This window comes from Viridibacillus arvi (assembly GCF_001274945.1).
In the GTDB taxonomy this organism is placed as follows: domain Bacteria; phylum Bacillota; class Bacilli; order Bacillales_A; family Planococcaceae; genus Viridibacillus; species Viridibacillus arvi.
Genome location: NZ_LILB01000009.1, coordinates 233,002 through 259,629, shown reverse-complemented (window position 1 = coordinate 259,629; position 26,628 = coordinate 233,002). Strand labels below are relative to the sequence as shown.

The window sequence follows — 26,628 nt, the reverse complement described above, 5'->3', positions numbered from 1 at the left end:
GCGCCCGGCAGAAGTCGAATCCACAACCTTCTGATCCGTAGTCAGACGCTCTATCCAATTGAGCTACGGGCGCATATCGTATGTTATATATCGTAAGTGTTTTGGTGCGGTCGAGAGGACTTGAACCTCCACCGAGTAAACCTCGACTAGGCCCTCAACCTAGCGCGTCTGCCATTCCGCCACGGCCGCATTTTAATTTAACATGTAGGTTATATTATATCACCTTAAAACATAATGTCAAGTTAAAATGGTGAGTCATGCAGGATTCGAACCTGCGACCCTCTGATTAAAAGTCAGATGCTCTACCAACTGAGCTAATGACTCGTAGCTAAAAGAATGAAGATGGCTGGGGTACCTGGATTCGAACCAGGGCATGACGGAATCAAAATCCGTTGCCTTACCGCTTGGCTATACCCCAAAAAGTAAATGGCGGTCCGGACGGGACTCGAACCCGCGACCTCCTGCGTGACAGGCAGGCATTCTAACCAACTGAACTACCGGACCATATAAAATTTGGTGACCCCTACGGGATTCGAACCCGTGTTACCGCCGTGAAAGGGCGGTGTCTTAACCGCTTGACCAAGGGGCCATATGGCTCCGAAGGTAGGACTCGAACCTACGACCGTCCGGTTAACAGCCGGATGCTCTACCACTGAGCTACTTCGGAAAACATGTTGCATTTTGTTGTATTTTGTCGTCATCACCTTGTCGACTTTTATTATTATAGACAGGTATTCAGAAAAGGTCAAGCGTTTTTCTAAAAAAACTTTCAACTAATTTGTTCGATGTGCCCTGAACACTTGCTACAACGGTATTTAGCGGGGTTCATTCTTTTTTTCCTAACATAGTTTGTACCGCATTTTATACATATATAAGTATAACTTTTATTAGAGTTTCTTCCCTTTATCTCTGTTAAATTAGAGCAGTATCTAGGAGCATTAGTGTTCTTTAAGAGAAAGCGAAAATCTGCATCACGATGTTTATATCCCTTTCCTTCTATATGAAGATGATAATGACATAGCTCATGACGAATAATTCCTTCTACTTCCTGAATACCGAACTTTTCAAATGATTTCGGGTTAATCTCTATATTATGTGATTGTAATAAGTATCTACCTCCAGTAGAACGTAATCGCTTATTAAAATAGGCTTGATGTCTAAAAGGCTTATGGAATACGTTTATGGAGATTTCTATTACAAGATTTTGTAGTTCTTCATCGGTCATATTATCCTGCCCTTTCTTCTATAAAATAAACCTCACTTTAATGCGAGGTTTATTCTTCTGCTATTTTAATCGATTTGTTTTGCTGGGGGAAGCATCGTTAATGCAATTCTCCCTTTATCCTTTTCAATCTTTTCTACCCATACTGTTACGATGTCACCAAGAGCCACTACATCTAAAGGATGTTTTACAAAACCATTTTTCAATTTAGAAATATGGACAAGACCATCTTGTTTAACACCGATATCAACAAAAGCACCGAAATCCACTACGTTACGTACTGTCCCTTGCATCTCCATTCCCGGTTGCAAATCTTCCATTTTCAAAATATCTTTCTTCAATAATGGTTGCGGGAATGCATCGCGTGGATCACGTGATGGTTTCATCAATGTATCAATGATATCTTTTAATGTTACTTCTCCTACATCCCACTGTGAGCTTAAAGTTGAAATATCTAAGTTAGCTAGCGCTTGTTCAGCCTCCATTGAACCTAGCTGTTCCTTCATAATAGAAGCAACTTCGAGTAGTTTGTTTGCAAGATCATAACTTTCTGGGTGAATACCCGTTGCATCTAACGGGTTTTTCGCTTCAGAAATTCTCAAGAAACCAATTGCTTGTTCATACGTTTTAGCTCCCAAGCGCGGAATTTTCTTCAACTGTGTACGAGCTGTAAATTTCCCATTTTCTCCTCGGACTTTAACAATGTTTTCTGCAACTGTTTTTGATAACCCTGATACATATTGTAAAAGCGAAGATGAAGCAGTATTAACATCTACACCAACTTGGTTAACAGCTGTTTCAACAATGAACGTTAAAGAGTCTGCAAGCTTCTTCTGAGATACGTCATGCTGGTATTGACCCACACCTACTGCTTTCGGTTCAATTTTCACTAGCTCAGCAAGTGGATCTTGTAATCTTCTCGCAATAGAGACGGCACTGCGTTGTTCAACCTGTAAATCAGGGAACTCTTCACGCGCTACTTCTGAAGCAGAATACACACTTGCTCCAGCCTCATTGACGATAACATAAGCTGTTTCACTATTTAACTCTTTCAAACATTCCGCTACAAACTGCTCTGACTCGCGGGAAGCTGTTCCATTACCAATTGCGATAATAGATATTGGGTACCTTTGTAAAATGTCCTTGAATACCTTTTTGGATTGTATAGGATCTGCTTTTGGCGGATGCGGATAGATAACAGAGATTTCAAGCATTTTACCCGTATCATCCACTACAGCCAATTTACAACCCGTTCGATATGCTGGGTCTAGCCCCAATACAAAGCGATCTTTTAATGGCGGTTGTAATAGTAGATTACGTAAATTCTCAGAGAAAATATGAATCGCTTGAGCTTCCGCCTTCTCCGTCAACTCTCCACGCAATTCTCTTTCAATTGAAGGTTGAATTAATCGTTTGTAAGCATCTTCAATGGCTAATTCAACTTGTTTAGCTGCTGGTGAGGATGTGCGCGGGATCCACTCTGTACACATCAATTGATGAACGCGCTCAACTGGTACAGCTATATTAATTTTCAAAATATCTTCTTTTTCGCCGCGATTAATAGCTAATGTACGGTGAGGAACAATTTTATTAATCGGTTCTTCATATTCATAGTACATTTCATAAACTGACTTTTCGTCTAAACTTTGATCTTTCACCGCTGAAAGAACCTTACCATTTTGCCATGATAGCTTACGAATTTTTTCACGAATAGCAGCATCATCTGCAAAGCGCTCTGCTAAAATATCGCTAGCACCTTGCAACGCTTCCTCAATCGACTCAACATTCTCATTAATATACGGTGCAGCTAAATCAGCTAGTGAAGTTGCTGCAAATTTCATTAATTCATCCGCTAAAGGCTCTAACCCTTTTTCTTTAGCAATTGTCGCTTTTGTTCTACGTTTTTGTTTATACGGACGATATAAGTCTTCAACTCGTTTTAAAATGGTTGCCGCCTCTATATCTTTTTTAAGTTCTTCAGTTAGTTTACCTTGTTCATCGATAAGACGAAGCACTTCTTCTTTTCGTTGTTGTAGTTGTTGTAAATAATGATAACGGTCTTCGATTGCTTTAATTTGGACTTCATCTAGTGAACCAGTTGCTTCTTTACGATAACGCGCTATAAACGGCACCGTATTTGAGCCTTCTAACAATTCGATAACTGATTCTACTTGTTTTGGTCGGATGCTAAGTTCTTTCGAAATTAATTGCTGCATTTTTTTGTTGTCCATACAGTCACAACCTTTCTCTATGCTATTTATCTTATCATATCGGTAAGTTCAAAAACCTTTATCAGGTAGCTTTGCATCAACTTAAATTGAATTATCTTACAACAAATAAAAAGCCTACTCAAAAGAGCAGACTCCTAACATCAAAGTTTCTATTGTTATTTTGACTCTCGCCAACCATTACCGCTTTAATAAGGTGTCCAGTCTTCCAATGCCGCTCCATATTATCACTTTGAGTATGGCATAGATAGAAATTCTTATATTACATAAACCCGCATATATAACGATCATAAAACCACTAATCTAATTAAACTAAATCCCCCTGGTTACTACTGGTGGCACCAACGGCTTCTTGTAGCTTTTTAATCGCTTTTCTTTGTAGCCTAGAAACATGCATTTGTGAAATCCCCAGACTTTCTCCTGCTTCTTTCTGGCTTAATTGATCCAAATATGTAAGCTGTATAATACGTTTTTCTTTTTCCGTTAAAACTGTCATAGCTTCGGCCACGATCATCCGGCGATTTGTTGTTTCATAGCCCTTATCTTCATCGCCAACAATATCGAAGAGGGTCATAGAACTACCATCTGAATCAGATTCCAATGTATAATCCATCGATAACGCTTGATAACTCTGCCCCATTTCCATGGCTTCTAATACTTCTTCTTCTTCGACTCCCAAGTACTCTGCAATCTCATTTACATGCGGAGAACGCTGGAATTCTATTGTCAGTTGTTCTACCGCGGACTTTATACGTGGTCCAAGCTCTTTAATACGCCTTGGCACATGGACATCCCAAGATTTATCACGTAAAAAACGCTTTATCTCACCAATAATTGTAGGGACTGCAAAAGCTTCAAAGTTACGACCAAAAGACACATCAAATCTTCTAATAGCACCAAGTAACCCAAGCATACCTACTTGGACAATATCATCGTGGTAAGAACCACCTTTTGAATACTTTCTTGCAAGCGACTCAACTAAGTATTTATATTGTAATACTAAATTGGTTTGCGCTTCATTATCTTCATTTTCTTGATATCTATTAATCCATTCTATAACTTGCTCTTTCGAGGCTGATTTAGAGGGTGATTTTTTCCACATTGTCAGTCACCTGCTCTCTAGCGACATATTTTGTCATTAAAACAGTAACGCCATTGTCGTTAAGCACTTTTACCTCATCCATTAGAGTTTCAATTAAATAAAGACCTAGGCCACCTTCTCGAATAAATTGAACATCTTCTTCTTCATGATAAGGACCAACCCTTTTTTTCACTTCCTTAAAATCAAAGCTATAACCATAATCCGCTACCATGATTTCAATTTTTTCTTTATATAACGCACAACCTACTACGACTTCACCGTCATCATCTTCTTCATAAGCGTGTTGAATAGCATTAGTAATCGCTTCACTTGAAGCAATTTTCAAATCTTCAATATCATCATAAGAAAAGCCAATTCGATTCGCTAAACCTGAAATGGTCAATCGTACAACCCCTACATATTGAGGCTTTGCTGGTATTCTCATTTCAAAGTAATCAAATTCCTTCATGGTTAGTAGTCGCCTTCCCCTCTTCTTCAATATTCATAATGTCACTTAGTCCAGTTATATTAAATAAGCGATATAACCGTGGTGATAACCCTATTAATTTCACATCTCCACCAGCGCTGATTACGTTTTTATAAAAAGCCACGATGACACCTAATCCTGTACTATCCATATATACTACATCATGAAAGTCTAATTCAATCTGGATACTCTCAGTTAATTTAATATTATTTAGTTGCTCACGAAGCTTAGGTGCAGTGAAAGCATCTATTTCACCATTGACATAAGCTATACTTTTTTGTGCATTTACAGTTTCTAGTTTGATATCCACATTAAAATCTCCTTCCATCTACTAATCTAGTTCAATTACTCATATATTACCCTATTATGATAACCTTAAACCTTTTCATTAATTTTTTTAAAAAATTCTTGTATTAAATGCAGTCGTCATTCATTCTCTCATTAGAATAACAATGACAACACCAAATAAAAAAGCACCAAAGTGAGATTCACTTCAGTGCTTAACATTTATGTATACCGTTAAAATTTCAAAAGTCCTAAGCTAATTTCTAATGCTTCTTCTACTTTTTCCATTAAAGGATCATCAAGTTGTGTTATTTTATCAGTCAATCGTGATTTATCTATTGTACGCAATTGTTCAAGTAAGATGACTGAATCTCTTTCGAAACCATACTGCTTCGCATCTATTTCGACATGAGTTGGTAGTTTTGCCTTTTGAATTTGCGCAGTAATGGCCGCAATAATTACTGTTGGGCTGAAACGATTTCCTATGTCATTTTGAATAACCAGAACGGGTCTTGTACCACCTTGTTCAGACCCGATAACTGGTGATAAATCAGCAAAAAAAACGTCACCACGTTTTACGATCAAGTTTTCATCCTCCGCTTACGAGACGCTCCACCATATGTTCTGCTTCATACTCTAAATGTAGACATTCACTACATATGGATAAGTTAATTTGTGACATCTCTATATAACCTTTAACCATTGCTTCTCGTATTTGATTTTGTTTGTATTCTCTTTTGTATCTCTTTGTTGGTGTATAAACGAATTCATCGCATTCTGTCGTAATTTGTCTATAAGCTTGTTCAATATTCTCAGCCATCTTATGCTTAGGTAGCTCTAAGATAACTTCACTTATCCTCTTCTTATTCACGGCCAGCACCTCCGACAAAACATTCCATCTTTTTCAATTCAACTTTCAACTTACCCCTATCTTAACATTGAAATTAATTGTTGAATAGACAAGAAAGGTAAGAATTTGACATTGTGGGTGGAAATGTTTTTATTTGTCGGCTGCAATCATTGTTATTAAAGACTTAAAGTAGTTGAAATCATTTGTAAATTCTTGGAATTCTTGATGTTAACATACACGGTATTTCATATACAATTGTCTGAAGTCTATCTGACCATTCTTTCATCTGAATTTCCTGTTGTTGTTGTTGACCAATTAATATAACTTTTTCTCCAACCGACATTTCATATGGTAGCTTGATCATACATTGATCCATGCATATACGTCCAATAATCGGAACGCGATTCCCTTGTATTAATACTTCTTGACCAGCGAGTCCTCGTAATAGACCATCCGCATAGCCAATCGGCATTGTACCAATCCACTCTTCTTTAGTTGCTACATAGTTGCCACCATAACTCACTTTATCACCTTGTTCAATTTTCTTCACATGAACAAGTTCACTTTCAAGTGACAAAGCAGGTTTTAAAGAAAATGGTAGATGCTTATCCACATATGGTGATGGTGCTAGTCCATACATAGAAATACCGAATCTTACTGCATCGAATTGTACATCTTCTTTATTTAGTGTCGCAGCTGTATTGGCAGCATGTACAAGACGCGGCTTCTTAGGTAAACTCTCAACAAATGATACGAACGTGGCTAATTGTTCGTTGTATTGAGTAGAATCTTCTTCATCTGCTGTTGCAAAATGAGTGAAAATGCCATCGATTAAAAAGTGCTCGTTCGCATCGATGGCATTATATAATGCTGTTAGCTCAGTTTTTTTTCTAACGCCGATACGCCCCATACCACTATCAATTTTAATATGTAGCTTCAAAGGTTTTTTAAAGTTCACTGCTTGTTTAGCAACTTCATTTACCCAATCTAACGAAAATACAGTTAGAGATATATCGTATTGTGCAGCAAAAGTTGCAAAATATACCGGTGTTGCTCCTAAAATTAATATTGGAGCTTCTTTTATAAACTCTCTTAGATGAAGTGCTTCCTCAGGAGTTGCTACAGCTAGCATTGAAGCTCCCGCCTGTAACGCTGCATTTGCTACCTGTAAATCACCATGACCGTATGCATTCGCTTTAACAACTGCAATAATCTCTGTTGCGGGATGCAAGTGTTCACGCAGTTGTTTGATGTTATATTGAATATTTTCTAATTCAATGATTGCCTTAGTAGGGCGGAAATTTTGATGCTGATACATAGATGATCCCTCTTTTAAAATGGATTTTTTTCTATTATCCGCCCTGAAAAAGGTTAGGTCAAATGTTTCATCATTTTACTTCGCCATTTACCATAGATGATGCAACTTCTACCATCTCTTCACGAGTTAAAGAATTTGTCGCTATAAAGAAAGATACCCCATTTTTCTCCCAGCTAATCGAATTATCTGTAATTGCTCCAATAGTAAATCCTAAATCAGCAGGATCTCCTGGTGCAAATACAGGAACAGAGAGTGGATTTGTATTAGCAGCTTGTTCAATTACCGTGAATGGCTTGTCACCCTCGAAAGTCAAAATTCTTCTTTCACCATCTGCACTTGCAACCGTTTTTTCATCAGTCATTTTGACATTATCCCATTTAAGGACTGGGTAATGCGTTTGGAATTCAGGATTTTCAATTTCAGCTCCTGCTTGTGCATCACCTGTTACACTTTTAGTCCCCTCTTTTTCTTCTCCAGTTGCATTCTCTGATGTTTTTCCAGAGTCATCTTTAGCATTTTCTTTTTCAGTTGTGGTTCCTTCAGCTTTTTCATCAGTTGCATTTTCTTTCGTTGCTGTTTCATCAGTTGTCCCTTTATCATTCGCGCCTTTTTTAGAGAAATCTTCTACTGCATAGTCTGTACCTTTTCTTGACGTTCCAAGCGAGATTTTCTTAAATGTAATAACAATTTGTTCTTCCTTAGCTTCATTTAACACCGAAACTTTAGTTGGAAGTAATGTCTTTTTATCAATGAAAATTTGCTGATAAGGTAACATCTTTGAATGATTATTACGTGTCTTGACTTCAAAGACATAAGACTTGTCTGATTCTGTCATCTTCGCATTCTCGTCAGCTTTTAAATCTTCAGCAAGTGCACCGATTAAGTAAGCCTGACTATTTTGCTTCGGCCAATCACTTTGGAATTTATACGTTTTTTTCATAGAAGGTGTTACAACAAATACACCATCTTCATTGCGAATAATCATTTGCGAATCTTTTTCACCTTGTTGTGCAACGGCTACACGATAAAAATCAGGTTTTGTATGCCATACATTGACATCATAAGTACGGGGTTCTGCACCTGATTTAATCTCCATCTGAGCAGTCAAATCATACCCCTTTGTTTCTGTCCATTTATTACTCGTTTTTTTCAAAACTGCTTCCTTTGAATTTGAACCACAAGCCCCCAAAACCAGTGATACAATCATAATTAACGCAACCACTATAAAACGTTTTCGCAATTTCCCATCCCTTCTCAATTCTATCCGTTAAGATATCTTATGAAACAAGCTAAGCGTTTATGCTAGAAGGATTACTTGAGCTGCAGCATATTCTTTTGAATGGGTTATACTAACATAACCATCTACACTTTTCCCTTTAAAATAAAGAGTCGGTTGACCCAACTGATTAGGCAAGACTTCGATGTCTAGAAACCCACAACTCTTACCAATACCCGTTCCATTTGCTTTTGAATAAGCTTCTTTAGCAGAGAATCTCCCAGCTAAGAATTCCATTTGGCGGCGTGCTTTTAATGTATCAAAAATAGCGAGTTCCTTATTTGTTAAAATACGTTGTCTAAATTTTTCACTGAGATCATTGGATCGTTTGACACGTTTAATTTCGACGATATCTAATCCGATTCCTTTTATCATATAAGGTTCTCCTTTCTTTCATTAGCTAAAACAATGTATAATAATTATACAAAATTGAGGTGAATAGATGTTTAATCGTAGAGAAAATTTTTCACAGTACATAAAATACTACCCTGTCGTTTCATTAATAATTGCACTGAATATTTTAGTCTATGCAGTGGGTCTTATACCTATCGTTGGTGATAACGTATTCAACTTAGGTGCCGGTGCAAACTTTTTAATTGCCGACGGGGAATATTGGCGACTAGTGACTCCAATCTTCCTTCATGCAGGTTTTCTACACTTGCTATTTAATATGTTCTGGCTTTATTTATTTGGTCCTGAACTCGAAAAAATCGCAGGGAAGATGAGATTCTTCACCATCTATTTTTTCGCAGGACTTTTAGGTAATGTAGCAACCTATTTAATGCAACCACCAAATTACATCAGCGTTGGAGCTAGTGGTGCTATATTCGGTATTTTCGGTGCATTTGCTGCACTAGTCTATTATACGAGAAATACCATGCCACAATTAAAGCAAACAATCATGCCTATTATCATTGTTAGTATTATAATGACATTCCTACAATCCAATGTTAATGCAACTGCGCACCTTGTTGGTTTGCTAACTGGTTTCGTTATCGGTCTAATCGACTTCCATCCACGCAGAATTTTAAATTGGCGGATTAAAAAGAAAAAATAAGAAAAGCTGTTGAGTTTCTTACTCAACAGCTTTTTCTTATGGCCCATAAAACTGCTGTTCATCATGAACCTATTTCGTATTCGGTTTATACCAAGCCATTATTTTTTCCATATCATTTTTTTCAAAATGAGCAATCACAGCGGATGATCCCATTGAACCTGACATAATCGTCGTTCCAATTGAAGCAACACCTTTTTTTCTTTGGAAGTATGTTTGACGCAAACTCATCTGCTGAATACGTTTTTTCTCCATGAAGATTGTTGTCCTACTAAATGAACGATAACTAATTGTTAGTTGATGCCCTTCTACAGAATAGCCTGCAGTCTTATGCTGCCACATACCAAGTAACATAGCTAACGGAATAATGATTAGTGACAATAATCCATAAGGGAAAAAGAAGTAACTTATTAACGCTATTAATGGTAGCATCCATAAAAAATCTATGCGGTAGTAAAATGGACGACCTTTTTTAGGAGAGCGTTTTAACATTGGTAACCAATTGATTTCTGGGAACAATTGTTGTAATGGAGCTATTGCTTGGCCCCTTTTCACAAGTGGCATAAGAATAATTTTCTTATCTTTATCAAGCACTGCACCTCCAGCACTTTCTACAACAACGGTTGCATAGCCAAACATTTGACGCAGTGGATTTTCTACAATTTTAATACCTTGAATTCGATTAATTGGAATAGTTATACGCTTTTTCTCTAATAACCCCCGCGTAATAATAAGCTTGTCATTTTCACGTTCAACAACGAACCCATAATTACTCAATAAAGTTAAAACGACAGACAATGCCCAAGCAACAAGTAGCACAAAAAATACCACTAGTGCTATTAATAATACACCCACTTTAATAAATGCTTGAAACTCCCCATACAAATAATCATACGGAATAATATTTCCAAACTGCGATGCAATAGCTGCCAACCCTGAAAATACCACACCAACACCGCCTGATGTAGTTGCTAAAACAAGTAAGTCCTTTATAGACATGTTGAAGATAACATCTCTTTGAATATTCTCTTCAATATATTGTTTTTGTTGATTTGCGATTAGCTGGACATCAGCTTCTGACATATAGTCATGACCAATTTCATCTACTGATTCGTTTAGGGTAGATACTTGTCGTTTTTCCCTCTTTGTCCGTTTCATCTCAATCTCAATCATATCCGCAGCAGTTCGCGTAATAGCAGTCAATTCCGCTTCTGCTTTCCCATCATTACTACCAGCTGTTTCTACACTGACTTTAACAAGCCCAAATGGTCGATGAAAAATTCCCTCTTGATAATTCAAGCTTTGAATCCGTTCAAATGGGATATAACGTTTCTTTTTCACGAAGAGCCCATACTCTACTCTCAGTTCACCATCTTCAAACCAGTAAACAAAGCGTCGCCATTTCACAATTCCACTAATTAAATTTAATATTAATAAGAGCCCAACAATCGCTAACGGTACGAGATCTGCCCAAAACTCTTCATCATGCGGATTTAAATTCAACTTAAAACCATTACTAACAAAAATAATGACGAACGGTAATATTAAATCCTTTAAACCTGTGATGAAATTTATAACAGCTGATATTGGGTGTAATTTAAATTTTTCATCAGACATCGTCTTCCGCCACCCTTGCTAACTCAGATATACGCGCTCGTAAATCATCTGCCTCAGCCATAACGAGTGCCGGAATTGTATGCGTCGTTGCTGCTGTAGAGATTGTCATTTCAGCTAATCCATAACGCTTTAAAATTGGACCTTGCGAAGTATCAACATGTTGTACACGTACCATTGGCACTAATGTCCTAACAACAATAAATAACCCATGTTGAACTTCAATTTCTTGTTCACGTACTTCGTAACGCCAATGATCCCATCGTATTTTAGGAAATAGATAAATAAATAAAAATGCAAAAACAAACGGCACTACTGCGCAAATTATGTATATCCACCAATACCATTCAAAAAACCACGTTAACGCTCCAACGCCTACGACTATTAACAAAACAATTAGTGATTGAATGATACCGTAAACACGCCATACGGTTAGGCCTTTTCTTGATATTTGATATTTTGGTTCTACACTCACTTTGTCCACCTCTCTTCTCTTATAACTCTTTTACGTTTGAATAGTAAGAAATGTTTCATTTATTTTCAGTCTACAGAGAGGCAGGTAAACTGTCCAATAGTTATTTCTACGTCAATATAGAGAAAACAAAAAAGCTATCCCACCGAAATGGGATAGCTTTAATAAGTGAATTTTAGTCTTCGCTACGTTTGCGTGGTGCACGAGTGCGTCCACCTTGGCTAGCTCCGCCTTCACGACGACCGCCACCTTCACGACGACCGCGATCTCCGCCACGTTCTCCACGGCTTCCACCGCGTTCTCCGCCACGTCCACCGCGTTCTCCACCACGACTGTTGCCGCCACTTGAGCGACCGCCACGGTAACCGCCACCGCCGCCGTTTGAGCGACCGCCACGACTACCGCCACCACCTGAACGTCCGCCACGTTGTGGTAATGGGCGTTCTTCAGTGATTTTGATTGGTGTATCATCAGGCTCTTTAGTCATTGATTTAATAGCTGCTGCTACTAAGTCAACAGCTTCGTGTTTAGCTAATAAGTCTTCTGCCATTGAACGGTAATCACTTAAGTGATTTTTCTCAACTAGTTCAGTTAATTGTTCTACTGCAAGAGCTTGTTGGCCAACTAAAGCTTCATCCGCTGTTGGTGGTTGAAGAGCTGTCATACGTTTTTTAGTTGTTTCTTCAACGATACGTAGGTAACCCATTTCACGTGGAGTTACAAATGTAATCGCCTTACCTGATTTACCAGCACGACCTGTACGTCCAATACGGTGAACGTAAGATTCTGGGTCTTGTGGAATATCGAAGTTATAAACGTGAGTTACACCTGAAATATCAAGGCCACGAGCCGCTACGTCTGTTGCAACTAATACATCAATTTTATTTTCTTTGAATTGACGTAATACTGAAATACGTTTCGCTTGGCTTAAATCACCATGAATACCTTCAGCAAGGTAGCCGCGAATGCTTAAAGCGTGTGCTAATTCATCAACACGACGTTTAGTACGACCAAATACAATCGCTAATTCTGGTTGGTGAACATTTAAAAGACGAGAAAGGATATCGAATTTTTCGCGTTCTTGAGACTTAACGAAAAATTGCTCAATGTTTTCTACTGTCATTTCTTTAGATTTAATTTTAACCACTTCAGGGTCTTTCATGAATTTCTCAGCAATTTTACGAATCGGTCCAGGCATAGTAGCTGAGAACAGTAATGTTTGGCGTTCAGCTGGAACGTTTTCTAAAATTGTATTGATATCTTCAATGAATCCCATGTTTAACATTTCATCAGCTTCGTCTAACACAAGTGTTTGAACGTTATCTAATTTCAATGTACGACGGTTGATATGGTCAAGAATACGACCAGGAGTACCAACAATAATTTGTGGTTTATTTTTAAGAGCACGGATTTGGCGACCAATATCCTGTCCACCATATACTGATAAAATTCGTGCACGTGTATCATAACCAATTTTATGAAGTTCTTCAGAAACTTGGATTGCTAATTCGCGAGTTGGGGCAATAATTAAGCCTTGGATTGCAGGATTATTGATATCAATTTTCTCGATAAGCGGAATACCAAACGCTGCAGTTTTACCAGTACCAGTTTGTGCCTGGCCGATAATGTCGCGTCCTTCTTTCGCAAATGAAATTGTACCTTCTTGGATTGGGGTTGCTTCTTCAAAGCCCATACGTGATAGGGATTTTTGGATAGAAGCGCTAACGTTTAATTCTGAAAAATTTGTCAAAGTTTCATTCTCCTTTTTGCTCATGCATTTGACAAATGGTTACATTTTCAGATGAAAATAGGGCAAATCGAGCCTTGTGAGAGGAACGTTTCCGTCTCTTAATATATCTCTGTTTAAGTTCCAGAGGAATTTTATATATATAAAGTAAAGCCCGGTCTTTGCCGAGCGGTTCAATTCTCGGGGAATTCTAACCCAAAAAAGAATAAACCGTAATGTTCAAAAAAAAGCACTCTCCATCATCTCGGAGAGTCTTCACACAAAATGTATCCATTGCTTTCAATAGTTTAACACGAGTAACCACACTATGCAATCAATATCCATCAGTCAAAATTATCTGTTTTTTTCACTCTAACAAAAAGTTCAGTACAGATTGAAACCATTCATCCCTATCATCGCTAAAGCAAATATGATGCTTGCCATTGGGTGAAAGTATTAATTGCTTTTTCGTAGACCCTAATCGGTCATATAAAAATTGTGCGGTAATTGCTGGCACTATTCCATCTACTTCCCCTTGTACTATACAAATGGGGACTGTGATTTTTTCATAATAAGGTTCTACTTTTCGCACTAGGCGAAGGAATTCTAACGTCGATGACATCGGAACATTGCTAATTTTATTGTCATAGCGATGGTATAACTCATTTTGCTCTAGCTCCCCATGAAACAAATCGTTAGTCAATTCTTTGATATCTTTTAGCAATTGACGGACGCTAATATACTTTGCTGCAGCACTTAGTAATACTAACTTCTCCACTTCATAACGTAATGCTAAATAAAGGGCTATAAGTCCACCCATTGAAAAACCTACTACAATGACTACATCTACTTCTTTAGCTAACTTTTTATAAGCAAGTTCAGCATCCATTAGCCAATGTTCAGCTTTATAGTTATCCAAATGCAATTCTTCACCATGTCCTGAAAGAGTCGGCACCAGAACAAGCCAATCCGTATTCTGCTGTAAAAAATCCACAAACGGCTTTAATTCTTGAGGTCCACCTGTAAAACCATGAATACAAAGTACGCCTGTTGTCATCACGTCACCCTCCGCCAATAGTGTACCCAATATTTTATAAGAAAAAAGCATCTAAAAGGAACTTAACCTTTTTAGATGCTTTTACTAAAAAATTATTCTTTAAACGCATTCAATATATTTTCAAGCTCCATACCACGTGAACCTTTTAATAAGACAATAGAATTTGGACCTGCATTGGTGCGAAGGTGTTGAATGATTGTTTCATAATCTTCTGCAGTCCATAATAGATGATCCGCTGGTAGATTATTTTCCAACTTATCGTATAACCACTTCATACGCGGTCCAAATAAGCATACTTTATGGATGCTCTTACCATCAATTACCTCCGCAATCTCCTCATGGTACTGTTGCTCAAGCTCACCTAGTTCTAACATATCACCAAGTACTACCCATTTATCTGAACGCATTTCTGTCGTTTGTAAAAACTGTAATGCTGCCTTCATAGAAGTTGGTGCTGCGTTGTAAGCGTCATTAATAAATAAGATGTCTTGCGCTCCATTTACTAATTGCATGCGCATGTTTGTTAATGAAACCTCTTTTAAAGCTTCGCGAATCTGTTCGGCTGATAGCCCTACTTCACGCGCAATCAAAATAGCTACCAATGTATTTTTCACTTGGTGACTACCTAATACTGAAATGAAGAAATCCTCATTCAACAAACCCTCAACAGTAAATGAACTACCGTTTTCAGTTGTCGTAATATTAGTCGCCGTTATATCCGCCGAACCATTCAGTCCAAATGATATGGCTTTCAAATCTTTTTGTTCTGTAACAAGTGGTATAAGCAACGGCTCGTCACCGTCATAGAACAACTTACCACCTGGTTGTAAACCTAGAACAATTTCAAACTTCGCTTTTGCAATGCCCGCTCTTGAACCAAGATCTTGCATATGCGCTTCTCCAATATTCGTGATAGCTGTGAAATGTGGTTTAGCTAATTTAGTCAAAAATTCAATTTCACCAAAACCACTCATTCCCATCTCGAGAATAGCAAAATCTGTATCTTCATCTAGCGATAAAATTGTTAACGGTAAACCTAAATCATTATTAAAGTTACCTTCTGTTTTTTGCACTTTGTAGTATGGCGATAATACTCCTGCTACTAAGTCTTTTGTTGAAGTCTTCCCATTTGAGCCTGTAATACCGATAAATGTTGCACTGTGCTCTTGTCGATATGCTGATGCCATTTGTTGAAGTGCCTCTTCTGCATCATCTACAAAAAGTAATGGTAGGCCAGCAGGAGGATTCGGTTCATCCTTTAGCCAAAATGATGCCACTGCACCGTTTTCAAATGCTTGCGTTACATAACGATGACCATTTGTTTTTTCACCACGGAAAGGGATAAATAAATCTCCAGCTTGCAACGTACGTGTATTTATCGAGATCCCTGTTACAACAACCTCTTCTACTAGTTGTTGTTCACAATTTAACCACTTTGCAATTTGCTTTAATGTTTTTCTCATTATCTCACCACACTCGCGTCTTATTGATATTGAAGCTGTTGTTTTTCTTCATGTCTTTCAATTGCCAGATCAATCAACTGTTCGATTAAATCTGAGTAAGTGACACCTGTATTTTGCCATAAAATCGGGTACATGCTGACAGGCGTAAATCCTGGCATCGTATTTACTTCATTAATAACAATATCATCTTCAGCTGTTACAAAGAAATCTGCGCGAACAAGGCCTGAACAATCTAATACTTTAAATGCACGAATAGCCATATCCTTCATACGCTCTACAACATCTGTTGTTACAGGAGCAGGTATGATTAGACCTGTATTATTATCATTATATTTTGAATCGTAATCATAGAAGTCTGTAACTGGTTTGATTTCACCAGGTACGGATACTTTTGGTGAATCGTTTCCGAGTACACCCATTTCTACTTCACGTGCAACGATTCCAGTTTCAACAATAATTTTGCGATCATATTTTGATGCAAGATCGATTGCTTTAATCAACTCTTCACGGTTAGATGCTTTACTAATTCCAACACTTGAACCTAAGTTTGCAGGTTTAACGAACATCGGCCAAGTTAGCTCTTCTTCCATTTTAGCGATTAATGCATCTTGATTTTTATTCCACTCTTTACGGATGAAGTAGACATAAGGAACTTGCTTTAAACCAGCATGCTCGAATAATTGCTTCATCACTACTTTATCCATCCCTGCAGAAGAAGCTAAAACTCCATTACCTACATATGGTAAGTTCAATACTTCTAATAAACCTTGCACTGTACCATCTTCCCCGTTTGTACCATGAAGTAATGGGAAAATAACGTCAAATTCTTTTTCATCTTTATTTAATAAAAAGCTTGATACATCATTTGGAATGCTATCCTGCGTACCTTTGCCTAATTGTAATTGTTCAATTGACTCTACTGGCGCAGTTAGCTGATCTCCTTTTCTCCATTCGCCATCGCGTGTAATGAAAATAGGGAATACATCAAATTTATCAAAGTTTAACGCTTGAGTGACTGCTCTTGCTGTCGAAAGAGAAACATCATGCTCAGCAGATTTACCACCATATAATAAGCCTAATTTTTTTTTCATTTTATAAACGTCCTCCAGTTTGTTGTACTTTTAGTTTATCATGAACCGAAATGATTCATGAAATGATTTCATCTTGAAGAGTCGCAGGACTTTCAATCTTTTCTTACTAAAAATATCTTTTCTAATAATAGCACTCTAGAAAATTTATGCATGCTAATATGAAAAAATTCTCCACAGAAATATCCGTGGAGAACCCTTTAAAGCAGTCAGCGCTCAATGAACTTCCATAATTTGCTCTGCCTTTTTCTTTAATATTGTATTTAACTCATCCCAAATTTCATCCGGGAAAGTTAAATCGGAAATATTGCGCAGTTCTAAGACATATGCAAGGTCCGGCTTTTCAATTCTGTACATTGAAAATAGTACGCCATCCTTCACTTCCTCGCGAAAGCTCGAAAGCATTTCTTTCGTAAAAGTCGGTATACTGTCTTTTACTTTTCTTCTCCAAAATGTCGCAGGCTTTTCTTTTTCTTGAATAATGGCATTAAACAAATTAGCTAATAATTCTTCGACATCTTGTAAATCCCGAAAATAAATTTTAGACATCTTTTCATCTTCATTGGCCAAATATACGTATTTATTTTGTAACTGGTGATAAAACGGCGTCCGGACAGGCTCTTTTTTATGACCGATATATAATAGCTCCGCCTGTTCTTGTGGCGTTAAAAGATTTAATCGTTTTTCGTCTGAGAAATCAATCCAGCAAAGCTCTTTTTTTGAATCTGAGGCTTTCTTTATAAACTTGCGGATACTTCTTTCTTCTACGAATTCTAACTGTGTATGCATATTAAATGAACCGTCTTCGTATTCATTTTTCAAGAGTAAAATATTTTGAAGCGGACCGACTGAAGAAACGAATTCTTGAAACGTTAAACCACTAAAAATGACAAATTGATTAATCTCATTCATATGTACATATAAGTGGTGCAAAAAATCATCAGCAGCTCGCATTTTTTTTGCCAAGTCGATCACCTCATTTCCAACTCTCATTATAAGATGAATTATCATAATTTGAAACATTTGTGATTCGATTTCGTCACATCTTTATTATGAAGCGTGATACAATTATTTACGCTATAATGAAATAAGAAATGAAACTAAATAATTTAGGTGACGTAAATGAATACAAATAAAAAATTTTCCGATCGTTTTGACTGGACGCTCGCTTTTATAATGCTTCTATTTTGTATTATCAGTGTAACAGCTATTGCTTCAGCTCAAACTTCTGGTCAATATGCAGCAAACTATGTAACTAAGCAATTATTTTGGTATTTTATCGGCGCATGTATCATGGGTGCTATGATGTATTTTGAACCTGACCAGTACAAGAAAATGTCCTGGTATTTATATGGAGCTGGGATTTTGCTATTAGCTCTATTATTGATTGCCCCTGGTGGAGTAGGTCAAATCGCAGAACCACGAAATGGTGCAAAAAGTTGGTTCCATTTACCTGTAGGTGATATTCAACCTTCCGAATTTATGAAAACTTTTTTCATACTCGCACTCGCCCGAATGGTCAGTAAGCATCATGAAAAATACTCTATGAGATCTTTGAAAACAGATTTCATGTTATTAGGTAAAATTTTCGGCGTATTATTAATTCCATTAGCATTTATTATGCAACAGCCTGATTTAGGTTCTGCGCTCGTATTCTTTGCTATTACTGCAGCAACTGTAATCGTAGCGGGGATTTCTTGGAAAATCATTTTACCTATAGCAGGTAGTGCAGCAGCTTTAGGGGCTGGTTTATTATGGATGGCCCTTTATATGCAAGACTTCCTACAACATAAATTAGGTTTTAGCCCTTATCAATTTGCTCGAATCTATTCTTGGTTAGACCCTTATTCCTATGCATCTAGTGATGGCTATCACTTAATTTCATCCTTAAACGCCATTGGCTCAGGTGAAATTTTCGGCAAAGGTTTCCAAGGCCGTGAAGTATATGTACCTGAAAACCATACTGACTTTGTCTTTAGTGTAATCGGAGAAGAGTATGGCTTTATCGGTGCAAGCGCCGTTATTTGTTTATTCTTTTTCCTAATCTTCCATCTGACAAAATTAACTTTGCAAATGAAAGACCCATTCTGTACATATGTTTGTGCTGGAATTATTGCGATGATAACATTCCACGTATTAGAAAACATAGGTATGACAATTCAATTACTACCTATAACAGGTATTCCATTACCATTCATAAGTTACGGTGGTAGCTCAATGATGGGGAATGCACTGGCATTAGGCCTAGTATTCAGTATGAAATTCCATCACCGCACATATATGTTCGGAAATCATGATGAAGATGAAGAGTTTTTATAACAATAGTAAAGCCCAGAGAAAAATTTTTCTCTGGGCTTTTTTGCAAATAAAAAAACTTCGACATCGTATAGTCGAAGCGGAGCATGTTAGTTTTGTGCTTGTGGTGATTGTTTTGGTGGTGCAATTGCTTTAAGTAATTCCAAGCGTGATTTTGTAGTCGTTGCTTTAACGCCAAGCTTTGATAAGTTAGAAACAATTTTAGTCAAATCTACTTCTCTTCCCATACTTTCCACCTCTTCTTTTCTTTATATTTAAGACGTAGTGTCCCATAAAAGGTTTCAACTACATCATACCCACTTATTAAGTATTTCATGCTTATTATTATAACATTTTTTCATCATCTGATACGTTTCAATATTGTTACATATATTAAGTGGAAGTAAATCATACTACACGATAAGCCTTATTGACAACGGTATTTTCAAAATATTTATGCTACTTTTTACTCTTTAGTTACCCTGAACAGTAATATTTAAACGAGGTATTTAATTCATTAATTTTGAATACCCCCCTATAGTATGATAAAATAACTTCATCAAACGTAGGAGGAACAAAATGACGAACGAATGTCACGATAACTCTTGTCGTAAAAGTCACCACCCAGAGCAAGTAAAAAAAGATTTAATCACTCGGCTAAATCGCGCCGAAGGCCAAATTCGCGGTATTAAGGGCATGGTCGAAAAGGATGTTTACTGTGACGATATCATCACACAACTATCCGCAACACAATCAGCTTTAAACAGTGTCGCAAAAGTACTCTTAAACGGACACTTAAAAGGCTGTGTAAAGGACAGACTAGCTGAAGGTGATGACGAAGTATTAGATGAACTTCTCACCACTATACAAAAACTAATGAGGAAATAAGGAGTGTTTGATATGGCAGAAACAATTCAATTAAAAGTAGAAGGTATGTCTTGTGGTCACTGTGTAAAAGCTATTGAAACTGACGTTAGTGCACTTACAGGTGTAGCTACTGTATCAGTAAACCTTCAAGAAAGCACAGTAGATGTAGCTTATGATAATTCAAAATTGGATAAAACAGACATTTCACAAGCAATTGAAGAGGCAGGATATGCCGTTAAGGGCTTAGTAGTTCCTTCTTAACAGAAAACTTTTATCTCAATAATTTTTAAACATAAAAAAACAACTGCTCCTAGCAGTTGTTTTTTATGTTCACGAAAAAATTTTTTTATTCATACACCCACAAGCTGTCACAAATTACTCAGTCTTATCACATTATGATAAAAAGGAAATTGTGCAACCTCAAAAGGTCATCGCGTCACGATGGTTGTCGCATTAAATCCTTCATACTACAACCAGAAAAACTATAGATTGAGTATAAGGAGCGTTCAATTCGATACAATCAAACGCTTCTTTATTTTATCTCTTAGTTGTTTCTAAATTTACACAGCGTTAAAATGAACATACTTATGTTTATAGAAAGCAGGGATTATATGAAAAAATCCATCCTATTATTAATGTCCGTACAGTTTTTTGTTTATTTAGGATTCGGGTTAATCATTCCAATTTTGCCTGAGGTTGTAGTACAACAAGGCTTTAACAAAATGCATGTAGGTGGATTATTAACAGTTTATTCTTTAGCAAGCTTCTTCACAGCGCCTCTTTGGGGTATATTATCAGATAAAATGGGTCGTAAAAAATTAATTTTAGTGGGGCTTCTTGGTTTCTGCACAAGTTTCTTATTAATTTCACTCTTTATCGATTCACTTACAATGCTCTACGTTTCCCGTGTTGTCGGGGGGCTATTCTCCGGAGCACTTTATACGGCTGTCACAGGTTTTATAGGTGACATGTCTACAGAGGAAAATCGCAATAAGTACATGGGCTTCATGGGGATGTCAATCGGTTTAGGTTTCATCTTCGGCCCAGCTATTGGCGGATTACTTGGTCATTATAGCCTGAGCTTACCATTTACAGCCTCAGCCATTTTAATCTTCCTATTATTCATTTATGCAAGCGTCGTATTAGTAGAACCTGAGCGACTTGGCGAAGCGAATAAACGCGCAATTGTTCCAAAAGGTGCTTCTACCCTTTTCAAATATCGAGTGCGCTATTTATTCCTATTTTCATTCGTTGTAACCTTTTTACTTGCGGGTGTTGAGTCGACTCTCCAATTATTCCAAATGGATAAAATCAACATCACTTCAGCTCAACTTGGATCACTATTCTTATTTAGTGGCTTTGTAGATTTCTTAGTCCAAGGTGGTCTTGTTCGTCGAATTAAAGACGGGTCTGAAGCAAAATGGTTAATGATTGCTCAAATTATTACAGCATGCGGTTTATTACTATTCCCTTTTACAACAAGTCTCGCTTTCGCAGGATTTGCGTTATGTGTCTTCACAGCAGGTAATGCTTTAGCAAGAACATTAACAGTTTCGTTAACATCAAAAGAATCTGGCGGTAAATACGGAACAGCAGCTGGCATAACATATTCAATGGATAATATGGGACGTATTATCGGCCCACTATTCTTCACTTGGGTATTCACTATGCAAGCAAACTCGACATATTTTATTTCTGCATCACTCGCGGTAGTAAGTATTCTAGTCATCCTACTATTCAAATCAACTAAAAAAACATTACGCATTTCAGAATAAAAGTGAAAATCCAGCAGCCATTACGGTTGCTGGATTTTTTCTGTCAATTTAAATGACTTTGTTTCTTTTGCTAATTCCGGATAAGCCACTTTTAGTACTGAGGATCTTAGCATATAAAGCGTTATGACAATAAGGAAACTACTTGAGCCAAGCAAGATCCACTGTGCAGGGAATTTATCAAATAATACACCAAACAGCATTGTTCCAAGTGGCATCATAGCCATCGCCATTGTTTCAAGAATACCGAATACTCTCCCACGATATTCTTCCTCTACTTCGGTTTGCATCATGACGCCAATTGGTGTATTCGTAAATACACCAAATACAGAAAAGCTTATAAAAATAGTTATATAAAAAATAACTATCCCAATATACGGGAAATCTATCCAAAGTGGAATAGTCATTAAACCTAATGATATGGCCATTAGCAATATAGAGCGTTTTGAAAATAACAACGGATATTTCACTTGCTTTCTTGTCGCGAAATAAATAGACGCTACAAGCATCCCAACTGCTCCTGATGCCTCAATAATTCCAATATGTCGTGAATTCACATGTAATAATTGAACTAACACATAAGTTCCACCTACGTTCAAAGCTGCAAAGAAAAAATTAATCCATAAAGCAACCCAAATAATAATTGAGACGACACGCTTTGTTTTTAAATATCTATATCCTTCTTTAAAACTTTGTAAAAAGCTTTCTTTATCGCCTTCACTTTTATCTTCTTTTTTTGAATACAATTTAAAATCCATTGTTGCTTCGAGTAAAAAAGCTGTAGCGTATGCAGCCATATGAATTATTAAGAATACTTCTATCGAAACAAAACCATACATCATACCACCAAGAGCAGGACCACCAATGGCCGCTACAGATAATGAAGCTTGGTTAAATGAGGTCGCTTTTTGTAAACGTTCTCCATCAACTAAACTTGCAATTGAAGAAGAAAATGTAATACCTATAAAAGTTGAAGTAATTGAATAAATTGCTGTTGTAATATAGATTGCTGTTACTGACATTCCGAATATAGATGAATACGTAAGGAGTCCACCCATAGTTAATACGGTACAAGCTTGTGCAATTAATATGATAGGTTTTTTCGAATATTTGTCTGCCATCATACCTGCAATTGGTGCTAACAAAGTTCTTGGAATAATAGAACAAATCATATTTACAGCAAAAGAAGTCGCTGATCCCGTCATTGCTAAAATATATAAACTAATACCAAATCCTAATACATTTGAACCCAATGAAGAAATCATTTTACTAATTGTAAAAGTCCATAAATGATAAGTCGCTTTTTTTAACTTTAAAGCTTCATCCAATTGCCATCTCCACCTTCAGTTTAATTTAATTAAAATGTTTAATTTGATTAAACAAATAATACCATGTACTTGACTTCCTTTGCAAGCTAAAGTTTAATATAATTAAACTAATTTAAAAAATAAAAAGTAGTGAGGTGTCTGTATGGAGACTCTTGGAATGCGTATACGCAAAATCCGCAAAGAGCGAAAGCTAACATTAGCAGAGCTAGCAGGCGACCGTTTAACAAAAGGTATGCTCAGTCTAATTGAAAATGATAAAGCTAATCCTTCTATGGATAGCTTGGCATATATTGCAGAACAGCTTGGCATTGAAGTAAGTGAATTATTGGAGGAAGTAAGTACTTCTGAATTGCGTGAACTGCTCGAGACAGTGAAAAAAGTGATAATCCATTCCAATGAGCAACAACGCGAAAGAATGAAACTTATTGAACCTTATTTAGAACGCCTCCCTGTTAGCTACGAGGCTGGACAACTATTAGTGCTCTATTCTAATTCAAAATATGATATAGATAAGGTCGATTGGGAAGAACCACTAGAACGTGCTATAAAAATGTTTAAGAAAATGAACTTGATGAATGACTGGCTTCGTGCCTATATATTAAAATCGTCTACTGAATTCATTAAACATAATTATAAAAAGGCGCTGGATATATTACTAACAGTGAAAAAAGAAGTGGAATTAAATTACTATGTCATTGATGAACTAACTAGTCTCGATCTACTTTATATGGTAGCAGTTGAATATTTAGCTGTCGGCATGGCTGATGAAGGCTTTGTAGTAACGAATGAAGCAATAAAACTATCGAAAGAAAAGCGCATTTTCTACCGTATCGACGATCTCTATCGATTAGCAGCAGTCAAAGCAATGATGGATTACAATGAACAGGACTTGCAATATTATTTTAAAAAGCTGGAACAATATGCTGATTTTACAGAGGATGTTCCGACAAAAAGACTTTACCTTTCGATAAAAGCTCATTACTATAACACCTTTATTAAAGATTATGAAAAAGGAAATGAACTTGCGGAGCAATTTAAAGACTTAGATACAAGCGAAACGAACATGCCGTTGTACTTTTATTATCTTGAAAAAGGCAAATCATTATTCGGTATGAAGCGTTTTAAAGACGCGCTCGAAATATTCAACCAGATTGGTGAGTTCTCTGAGTTCATACATCACCCTTACGATTTATCTATCCAATACGAATTATATGCTTATAAAGCTTTATGCTATGAGCAACAAGGACAATTAGCGAAAGCATTAGAAGAAGCTAAAATCGGTGTAGATTTAGTTAAGCCACTAATCGATACACCCTATAAGCAATTTATTAATGACACATATGAAAAGCTAAAAAAGAAAGCAGATGGGCGTTAGCGCCATCTGCTTTTTTGCGTTCTAGTTTTAACAGTCCAACTAGCCTATTCAACATTTAAGTTTTCTGTATTCCTTATACTTACTATACCATTTCTTAAAGCGTTCCCATGCATCATCAAAGTCAGGTTGGATGATTGAAATTTGCACCCATCCACGCTCTTTTAAATAAGCACTTTCGTAGTGTAAATGGAAACCATTCATCGCTGCAGCATCCGCCATACTCGTTAAAGATTCATCTGCTTTCAATGTAACGATCATTGGATAGCCTTCAGTTGTTAAGAAAATGAAGTCACCATCTATAGCTGCCTGTTGTAATTTTTTATATCGTGTTTGCAATAAGTCGTAGCGATTTCCTTCAGTATAGGCTAATAGCGCGTTGTTAAAACTCTCCATCAACTGCGCTGGATAAGTAAATGGAATATTATGATTAGAATAATTGCCTAAATCAATATACGATGGAAGTTGCTCACTTTTTGCAATAACATGATTTGAAAATACTACGGCAATACCACTCATCGTGCCGACTGCCTTACCACTAACCGCTGTTGCTATAAATACTTTCTCCATTGAAAAGCGATATGTCCCAAAAGAACTTACACAATCCATACAAAGTTTCACATTATATGTCTCGCATAAATTTTGTACCATCTCTAGATTATTTAACATTCCAGTAGATGTTTCACCATGAGCCATTAATAGCCACTCAAAATCAGACTGTTTTAAAATACTTTCTAATTCCGCTTCGTTAAAAGATTGGCCCCAATCATAACGTAACCAATCATGTTCTAAATGCCAACGCTCTGCTTGCTTTTGCAAGCGCTCACCAAAGGCACCGTTCGTAACAATTAATCCTCTTCCAGAGAGTTTGGTAAGCTGTGCAATCATTGCCTCATTCGCCAATGTACCGCTTCCTAACAGCAAGTGTGCATAACGTGCTCCACTTAATACTTCCAATTTACTACGCACCTGTCCTATCGTTCTAGAAAAAGAATAGGAACGATGAGATACTGGCGTCTTTAGTAAGGGTGCTTGAATAGCATCTGTCATTTGTACTGGTCCTGGATAAAAGGAATAACGTCGTTGCTTAAAACGACCTGCTAACGATTTCTCATAGCGCTCAGTCGTTAACACCATCGGGATAAATTTTGCATCATTTGCCCCAACCGGCTCCGAAAATGCCTCAAAGCCCATTTGCATATACAATTTTTCTTCGCGCACAGTACCAGAGATAACTGCAGCGCCATAGCCATTTTCATAAGCATAGTCGATTAGAGCTCGTGTCAGCATAAAAAAGACACGTCCATTTCGATGCTCCTTCTTAACAGCTAACAATCGCACCTCACAAAGCTTCCCTAATAAAGCATCTGCAGGTAATAACTTTTCCACTGGACCAATCTTTTTATCTAAAGAGAAAGGTCGAACATCTCGAAAAGCAACCATACCGACGAGCTCTTCATCCTTCAGTACAACTAAGTACATATTTTCATGATGAAAAGCATCCACTCGTCGACCGCTAGGGTTTGGCTCATGCTGAGGAATTTCTTCTACGAATGTTTCGTAGTTAAGTTTGGCGATTTCATCAAATTCATGTTCTGTTTGCGCAATTTTACACCAATACATAGAAAAGCCCCTTTAACGTTTTACTATAATAACGAAATGTTTAAATAGAAGTTTCCATATTAATACTATTAATTACAAAACAGGAATATTTTCTACTACTTTCATTTTATAGCTAAATGGCTACGAAAAAAAGGAGGTAATTTCCCATTT

26 protein-coding genes and 7 tRNA genes are annotated in these 26,628 nt (G+C 37.0%); 6 read left to right on the top strand and 27 right to left on the bottom strand.

Going from position 1 to position 26,628, the window contains the following annotated elements:
• From AMD00_RS22490 to acpS, 17 genes are all read right to left on the bottom strand, one after another.
• Positions 1–73: transfer RNA gene (locus AMD00_RS22490), tRNA-Arg, on the bottom strand.
• Positions 74–102: 29 nt separating this feature from the next.
• Positions 103–189 (bottom strand) — tRNA-Leu (locus AMD00_RS22485).
• A gap of 59 nt (positions 190–248) precedes the next feature.
• A tRNA-Lys gene (locus AMD00_RS22480) sits at positions 249–324 on the bottom strand.
• Between the two features lie 19 nt (positions 325–343).
• A tRNA-Gln gene (locus AMD00_RS22475) sits at positions 344–418 on the bottom strand.
• Positions 419–427: 9 nt separating this feature from the next.
• A tRNA-Asp gene (locus tag AMD00_RS22470) sits at positions 428–504 on the bottom strand.
• A 10-nt stretch (positions 505–514) separates the two neighbouring features.
• Positions 515–589, bottom strand: a tRNA-Glu gene (locus tag AMD00_RS22465).
• A 3-nt stretch (positions 590–592) separates the two neighbouring features.
• A tRNA-Asn gene (locus AMD00_RS22460) sits at positions 593–667 on the bottom strand.
• A 102-nt stretch (positions 668–769) separates the two neighbouring features.
• The gene (locus AMD00_RS22455) at positions 770–1,225 is read right to left on the bottom strand and encodes a SprT family protein (RefSeq protein WP_053419220.1); all 456 of its coding nucleotides are present in this window, start codon (positions 1,223–1,225) and stop codon (positions 770–772) included.
• Positions 1,226–1,290: 65 nt separating this feature from the next.
• Entirely contained in the window at positions 1,291–3,453 is a 2,163-nt protein-coding gene (locus tag AMD00_RS22450) for a Tex family protein (protein ID WP_053419219.1), read from the bottom strand.
• A gap of 304 nt (positions 3,454–3,757) precedes the next feature.
• Positions 3,758–4,552, bottom strand: a complete 795-nt coding sequence (gene sigB / locus AMD00_RS22445) for an RNA polymerase sigma factor SigB (protein ID WP_053419218.1) — start codon at positions 4,550–4,552, stop codon at positions 3,758–3,760.
• The gene (gene rsbW, locus AMD00_RS22440) at positions 4,530–5,000 is read right to left on the bottom strand and encodes an anti-sigma B factor RsbW (RefSeq protein ID WP_053419217.1); all 471 of its coding nucleotides are present in this window, start codon (positions 4,998–5,000) and stop codon (positions 4,530–4,532) included. The genes sigB and rsbW overlap by 23 nt, the downstream gene beginning before the upstream one ends.
• Positions 4,987–5,346, bottom strand: a complete 360-nt coding sequence (locus tag AMD00_RS22435) for an STAS domain-containing protein (protein WP_083446341.1) — start codon at positions 5,344–5,346, stop codon at positions 4,987–4,989. Before AMD00_RS22435 ends, rsbW begins: the two co-directional genes overlap by 14 nt.
• Positions 5,347–5,537: 191 nt before the next feature.
• Positions 5,538–5,888: a type II toxin-antitoxin system PemK/MazF family toxin gene (locus AMD00_RS22430; protein ID WP_038185900.1), complete on the bottom strand. Its 351-nt coding sequence runs from the start codon at positions 5,886–5,888 to the stop codon at positions 5,538–5,540.
• Positions 5,889–5,892: 4 nt separating this feature from the next.
• The gene (locus AMD00_RS22425; protein WP_038185902.1) at positions 5,893–6,174 is read right to left on the bottom strand and encodes a hypothetical protein; all 282 of its coding nucleotides are present in this window, start codon (positions 6,172–6,174) and stop codon (positions 5,893–5,895) included.
• 178 nt (positions 6,175–6,352) lie between these two features.
• On the bottom strand, positions 6,353–7,471 hold the full coding sequence (gene alr / locus AMD00_RS22420) for an alanine racemase (protein ID WP_053419215.1): 1,119 nt from the start codon (positions 7,469–7,471) through the stop codon (positions 6,353–6,355).
• Between the two features lie 70 nt (positions 7,472–7,541).
• A complete protein-coding gene (locus AMD00_RS22415; RefSeq protein WP_245639583.1) occupies positions 7,542–8,711 on the bottom strand; it encodes a LolA family protein in 1,170 nt (389 codons plus the stop codon).
• 57 nt (positions 8,712–8,768) lie between these two features.
• Complete coding sequence (gene acpS / locus AMD00_RS22410) at positions 8,769–9,122, bottom strand: holo-ACP synthase (RefSeq protein WP_053419214.1); 354 nt, start codon at positions 9,120–9,122, stop codon at positions 8,769–8,771.
• Between the two features lie 67 nt (positions 9,123–9,189).
• Between acpS and AMD00_RS22405 the strand changes: the two genes are divergently transcribed.
• The gene (locus AMD00_RS22405) at positions 9,190–9,804 is read left to right on the top strand and encodes a rhomboid family intramembrane serine protease (RefSeq protein WP_053419213.1); all 615 of its coding nucleotides are present in this window, start codon (positions 9,190–9,192) and stop codon (positions 9,802–9,804) included.
• Between the two features lie 69 nt (positions 9,805–9,873).
• On the opposite strand, the gene AMD00_RS22400 is transcribed toward AMD00_RS22405, so the two are convergent.
• From AMD00_RS22400 to AMD00_RS22370, 7 genes are all read right to left on the bottom strand, one after another.
• A complete protein-coding gene (locus tag AMD00_RS22400; protein ID WP_053419212.1) occupies positions 9,874–11,418 on the bottom strand; it encodes a PH domain-containing protein in 1,545 nt (514 codons plus the stop codon).
• A complete protein-coding gene (locus AMD00_RS22395) occupies positions 11,411–11,890 on the bottom strand; it encodes a PH domain-containing protein (RefSeq protein ID WP_053419211.1) in 480 nt (159 codons plus the stop codon). The genes AMD00_RS22400 and AMD00_RS22395 overlap by 8 nt, the downstream gene beginning before the upstream one ends.
• Before the next feature lie 172 nt (positions 11,891–12,062).
• Positions 12,063–13,637 (bottom strand): DEAD/DEAH box helicase, encoded by a 1,575-nt coding sequence (locus AMD00_RS22390; RefSeq protein WP_053419210.1) that lies wholly within the window; start codon positions 13,635–13,637, stop codon positions 12,063–12,065.
• 343 nt (positions 13,638–13,980) lie between these two features.
• On the bottom strand, positions 13,981–14,670 hold the full coding sequence (locus AMD00_RS22385; protein WP_053419209.1) for an alpha/beta hydrolase: 690 nt from the start codon (positions 14,668–14,670) through the stop codon (positions 13,981–13,983).
• 92 nt (positions 14,671–14,762) lie between these two features.
• Complete coding sequence (locus tag AMD00_RS22380) at positions 14,763–16,133, bottom strand: UDP-N-acetylmuramoyl-tripeptide--D-alanyl-D-alanine ligase (RefSeq protein WP_053419208.1); 1,371 nt, start codon at positions 16,131–16,133, stop codon at positions 14,763–14,765.
• Between the two features lie 20 nt (positions 16,134–16,153).
• Positions 16,154–17,224, bottom strand: a complete 1,071-nt coding sequence (locus AMD00_RS22375; RefSeq protein ID WP_053419207.1) for a D-alanine--D-alanine ligase — start codon at positions 17,222–17,224, stop codon at positions 16,154–16,156.
• A 213-nt stretch (positions 17,225–17,437) separates the two neighbouring features.
• Positions 17,438–18,196, bottom strand: a complete 759-nt coding sequence (locus AMD00_RS22370) for a hypothetical protein (protein WP_322787058.1) — start codon at positions 18,194–18,196, stop codon at positions 17,438–17,440.
• Between the two features lie 147 nt (positions 18,197–18,343).
• On the opposite strand from AMD00_RS22370, the gene AMD00_RS22365 reads away from it, so the two are divergent.
• Positions 18,344–19,540, top strand: a complete 1,197-nt coding sequence (locus AMD00_RS22365) for an FtsW/RodA/SpoVE family cell cycle protein (RefSeq protein WP_053419205.1) — start codon at positions 18,344–18,346, stop codon at positions 19,538–19,540.
• 86 nt (positions 19,541–19,626) lie between these two features.
• Here AMD00_RS22365 and AMD00_RS23640 read toward each other — a convergent pair whose 3' ends face one another.
• On the bottom strand, positions 19,627–19,764 hold the full coding sequence (locus AMD00_RS23640; RefSeq protein WP_169786388.1) for an Lmo0850 family protein: 138 nt from the start codon (positions 19,762–19,764) through the stop codon (positions 19,627–19,629).
• A 331-nt stretch (positions 19,765–20,095) separates the two neighbouring features.
• On the opposite strand from AMD00_RS23640, the gene AMD00_RS22360 reads away from it, so the two are divergent.
• The 3 genes from AMD00_RS22360 (at position 20,096) to AMD00_RS22350 (ending at position 22,158) form a co-directional block, all read left to right on the top strand.
• Positions 20,096–20,404, top strand: coding sequence for a metal-sensing transcriptional repressor (locus AMD00_RS22360; RefSeq protein WP_053419204.1), 309 nt, complete (start codon positions 20,096–20,098; stop codon positions 20,402–20,404).
• Positions 20,405–20,416: 12 nt separating this feature from the next.
• Entirely contained in the window at positions 20,417–20,644 is a 228-nt protein-coding gene (locus tag AMD00_RS22355) for a copper ion binding protein (RefSeq protein WP_053419203.1), read from the top strand.
• Positions 20,645–20,994: 350 nt separating this feature from the next.
• Entirely contained in the window at positions 20,995–22,158 is a 1,164-nt protein-coding gene (locus AMD00_RS22350; protein ID WP_053419202.1) for an MFS transporter, read from the top strand.
• Between the two features lie 20 nt (positions 22,159–22,178).
• Here AMD00_RS22350 and AMD00_RS22345 read toward each other — a convergent pair whose 3' ends face one another.
• Entirely contained in the window at positions 22,179–23,483 is a 1,305-nt protein-coding gene (locus AMD00_RS22345) for an MFS transporter (protein ID WP_053419201.1), read from the bottom strand.
• Between the two features lie 157 nt (positions 23,484–23,640).
• Between AMD00_RS22345 and AMD00_RS22340 the strand changes: the two genes are divergently transcribed.
• Complete coding sequence (locus AMD00_RS22340; protein ID WP_169786387.1) at positions 23,641–24,858, top strand: helix-turn-helix domain-containing protein; 1,218 nt, start codon at positions 23,641–23,643, stop codon at positions 24,856–24,858.
• Positions 24,859–24,906: 48 nt separating this feature from the next.
• On the opposite strand, the gene AMD00_RS22335 is transcribed toward AMD00_RS22340, so the two are convergent.
• Positions 24,907–26,478, bottom strand: a complete 1,572-nt coding sequence (locus AMD00_RS22335) for a GNAT family N-acetyltransferase (RefSeq protein ID WP_053419199.1) — start codon at positions 26,476–26,478, stop codon at positions 24,907–24,909.
• Positions 26,479–26,628: the final 150 nt, after the last annotated feature.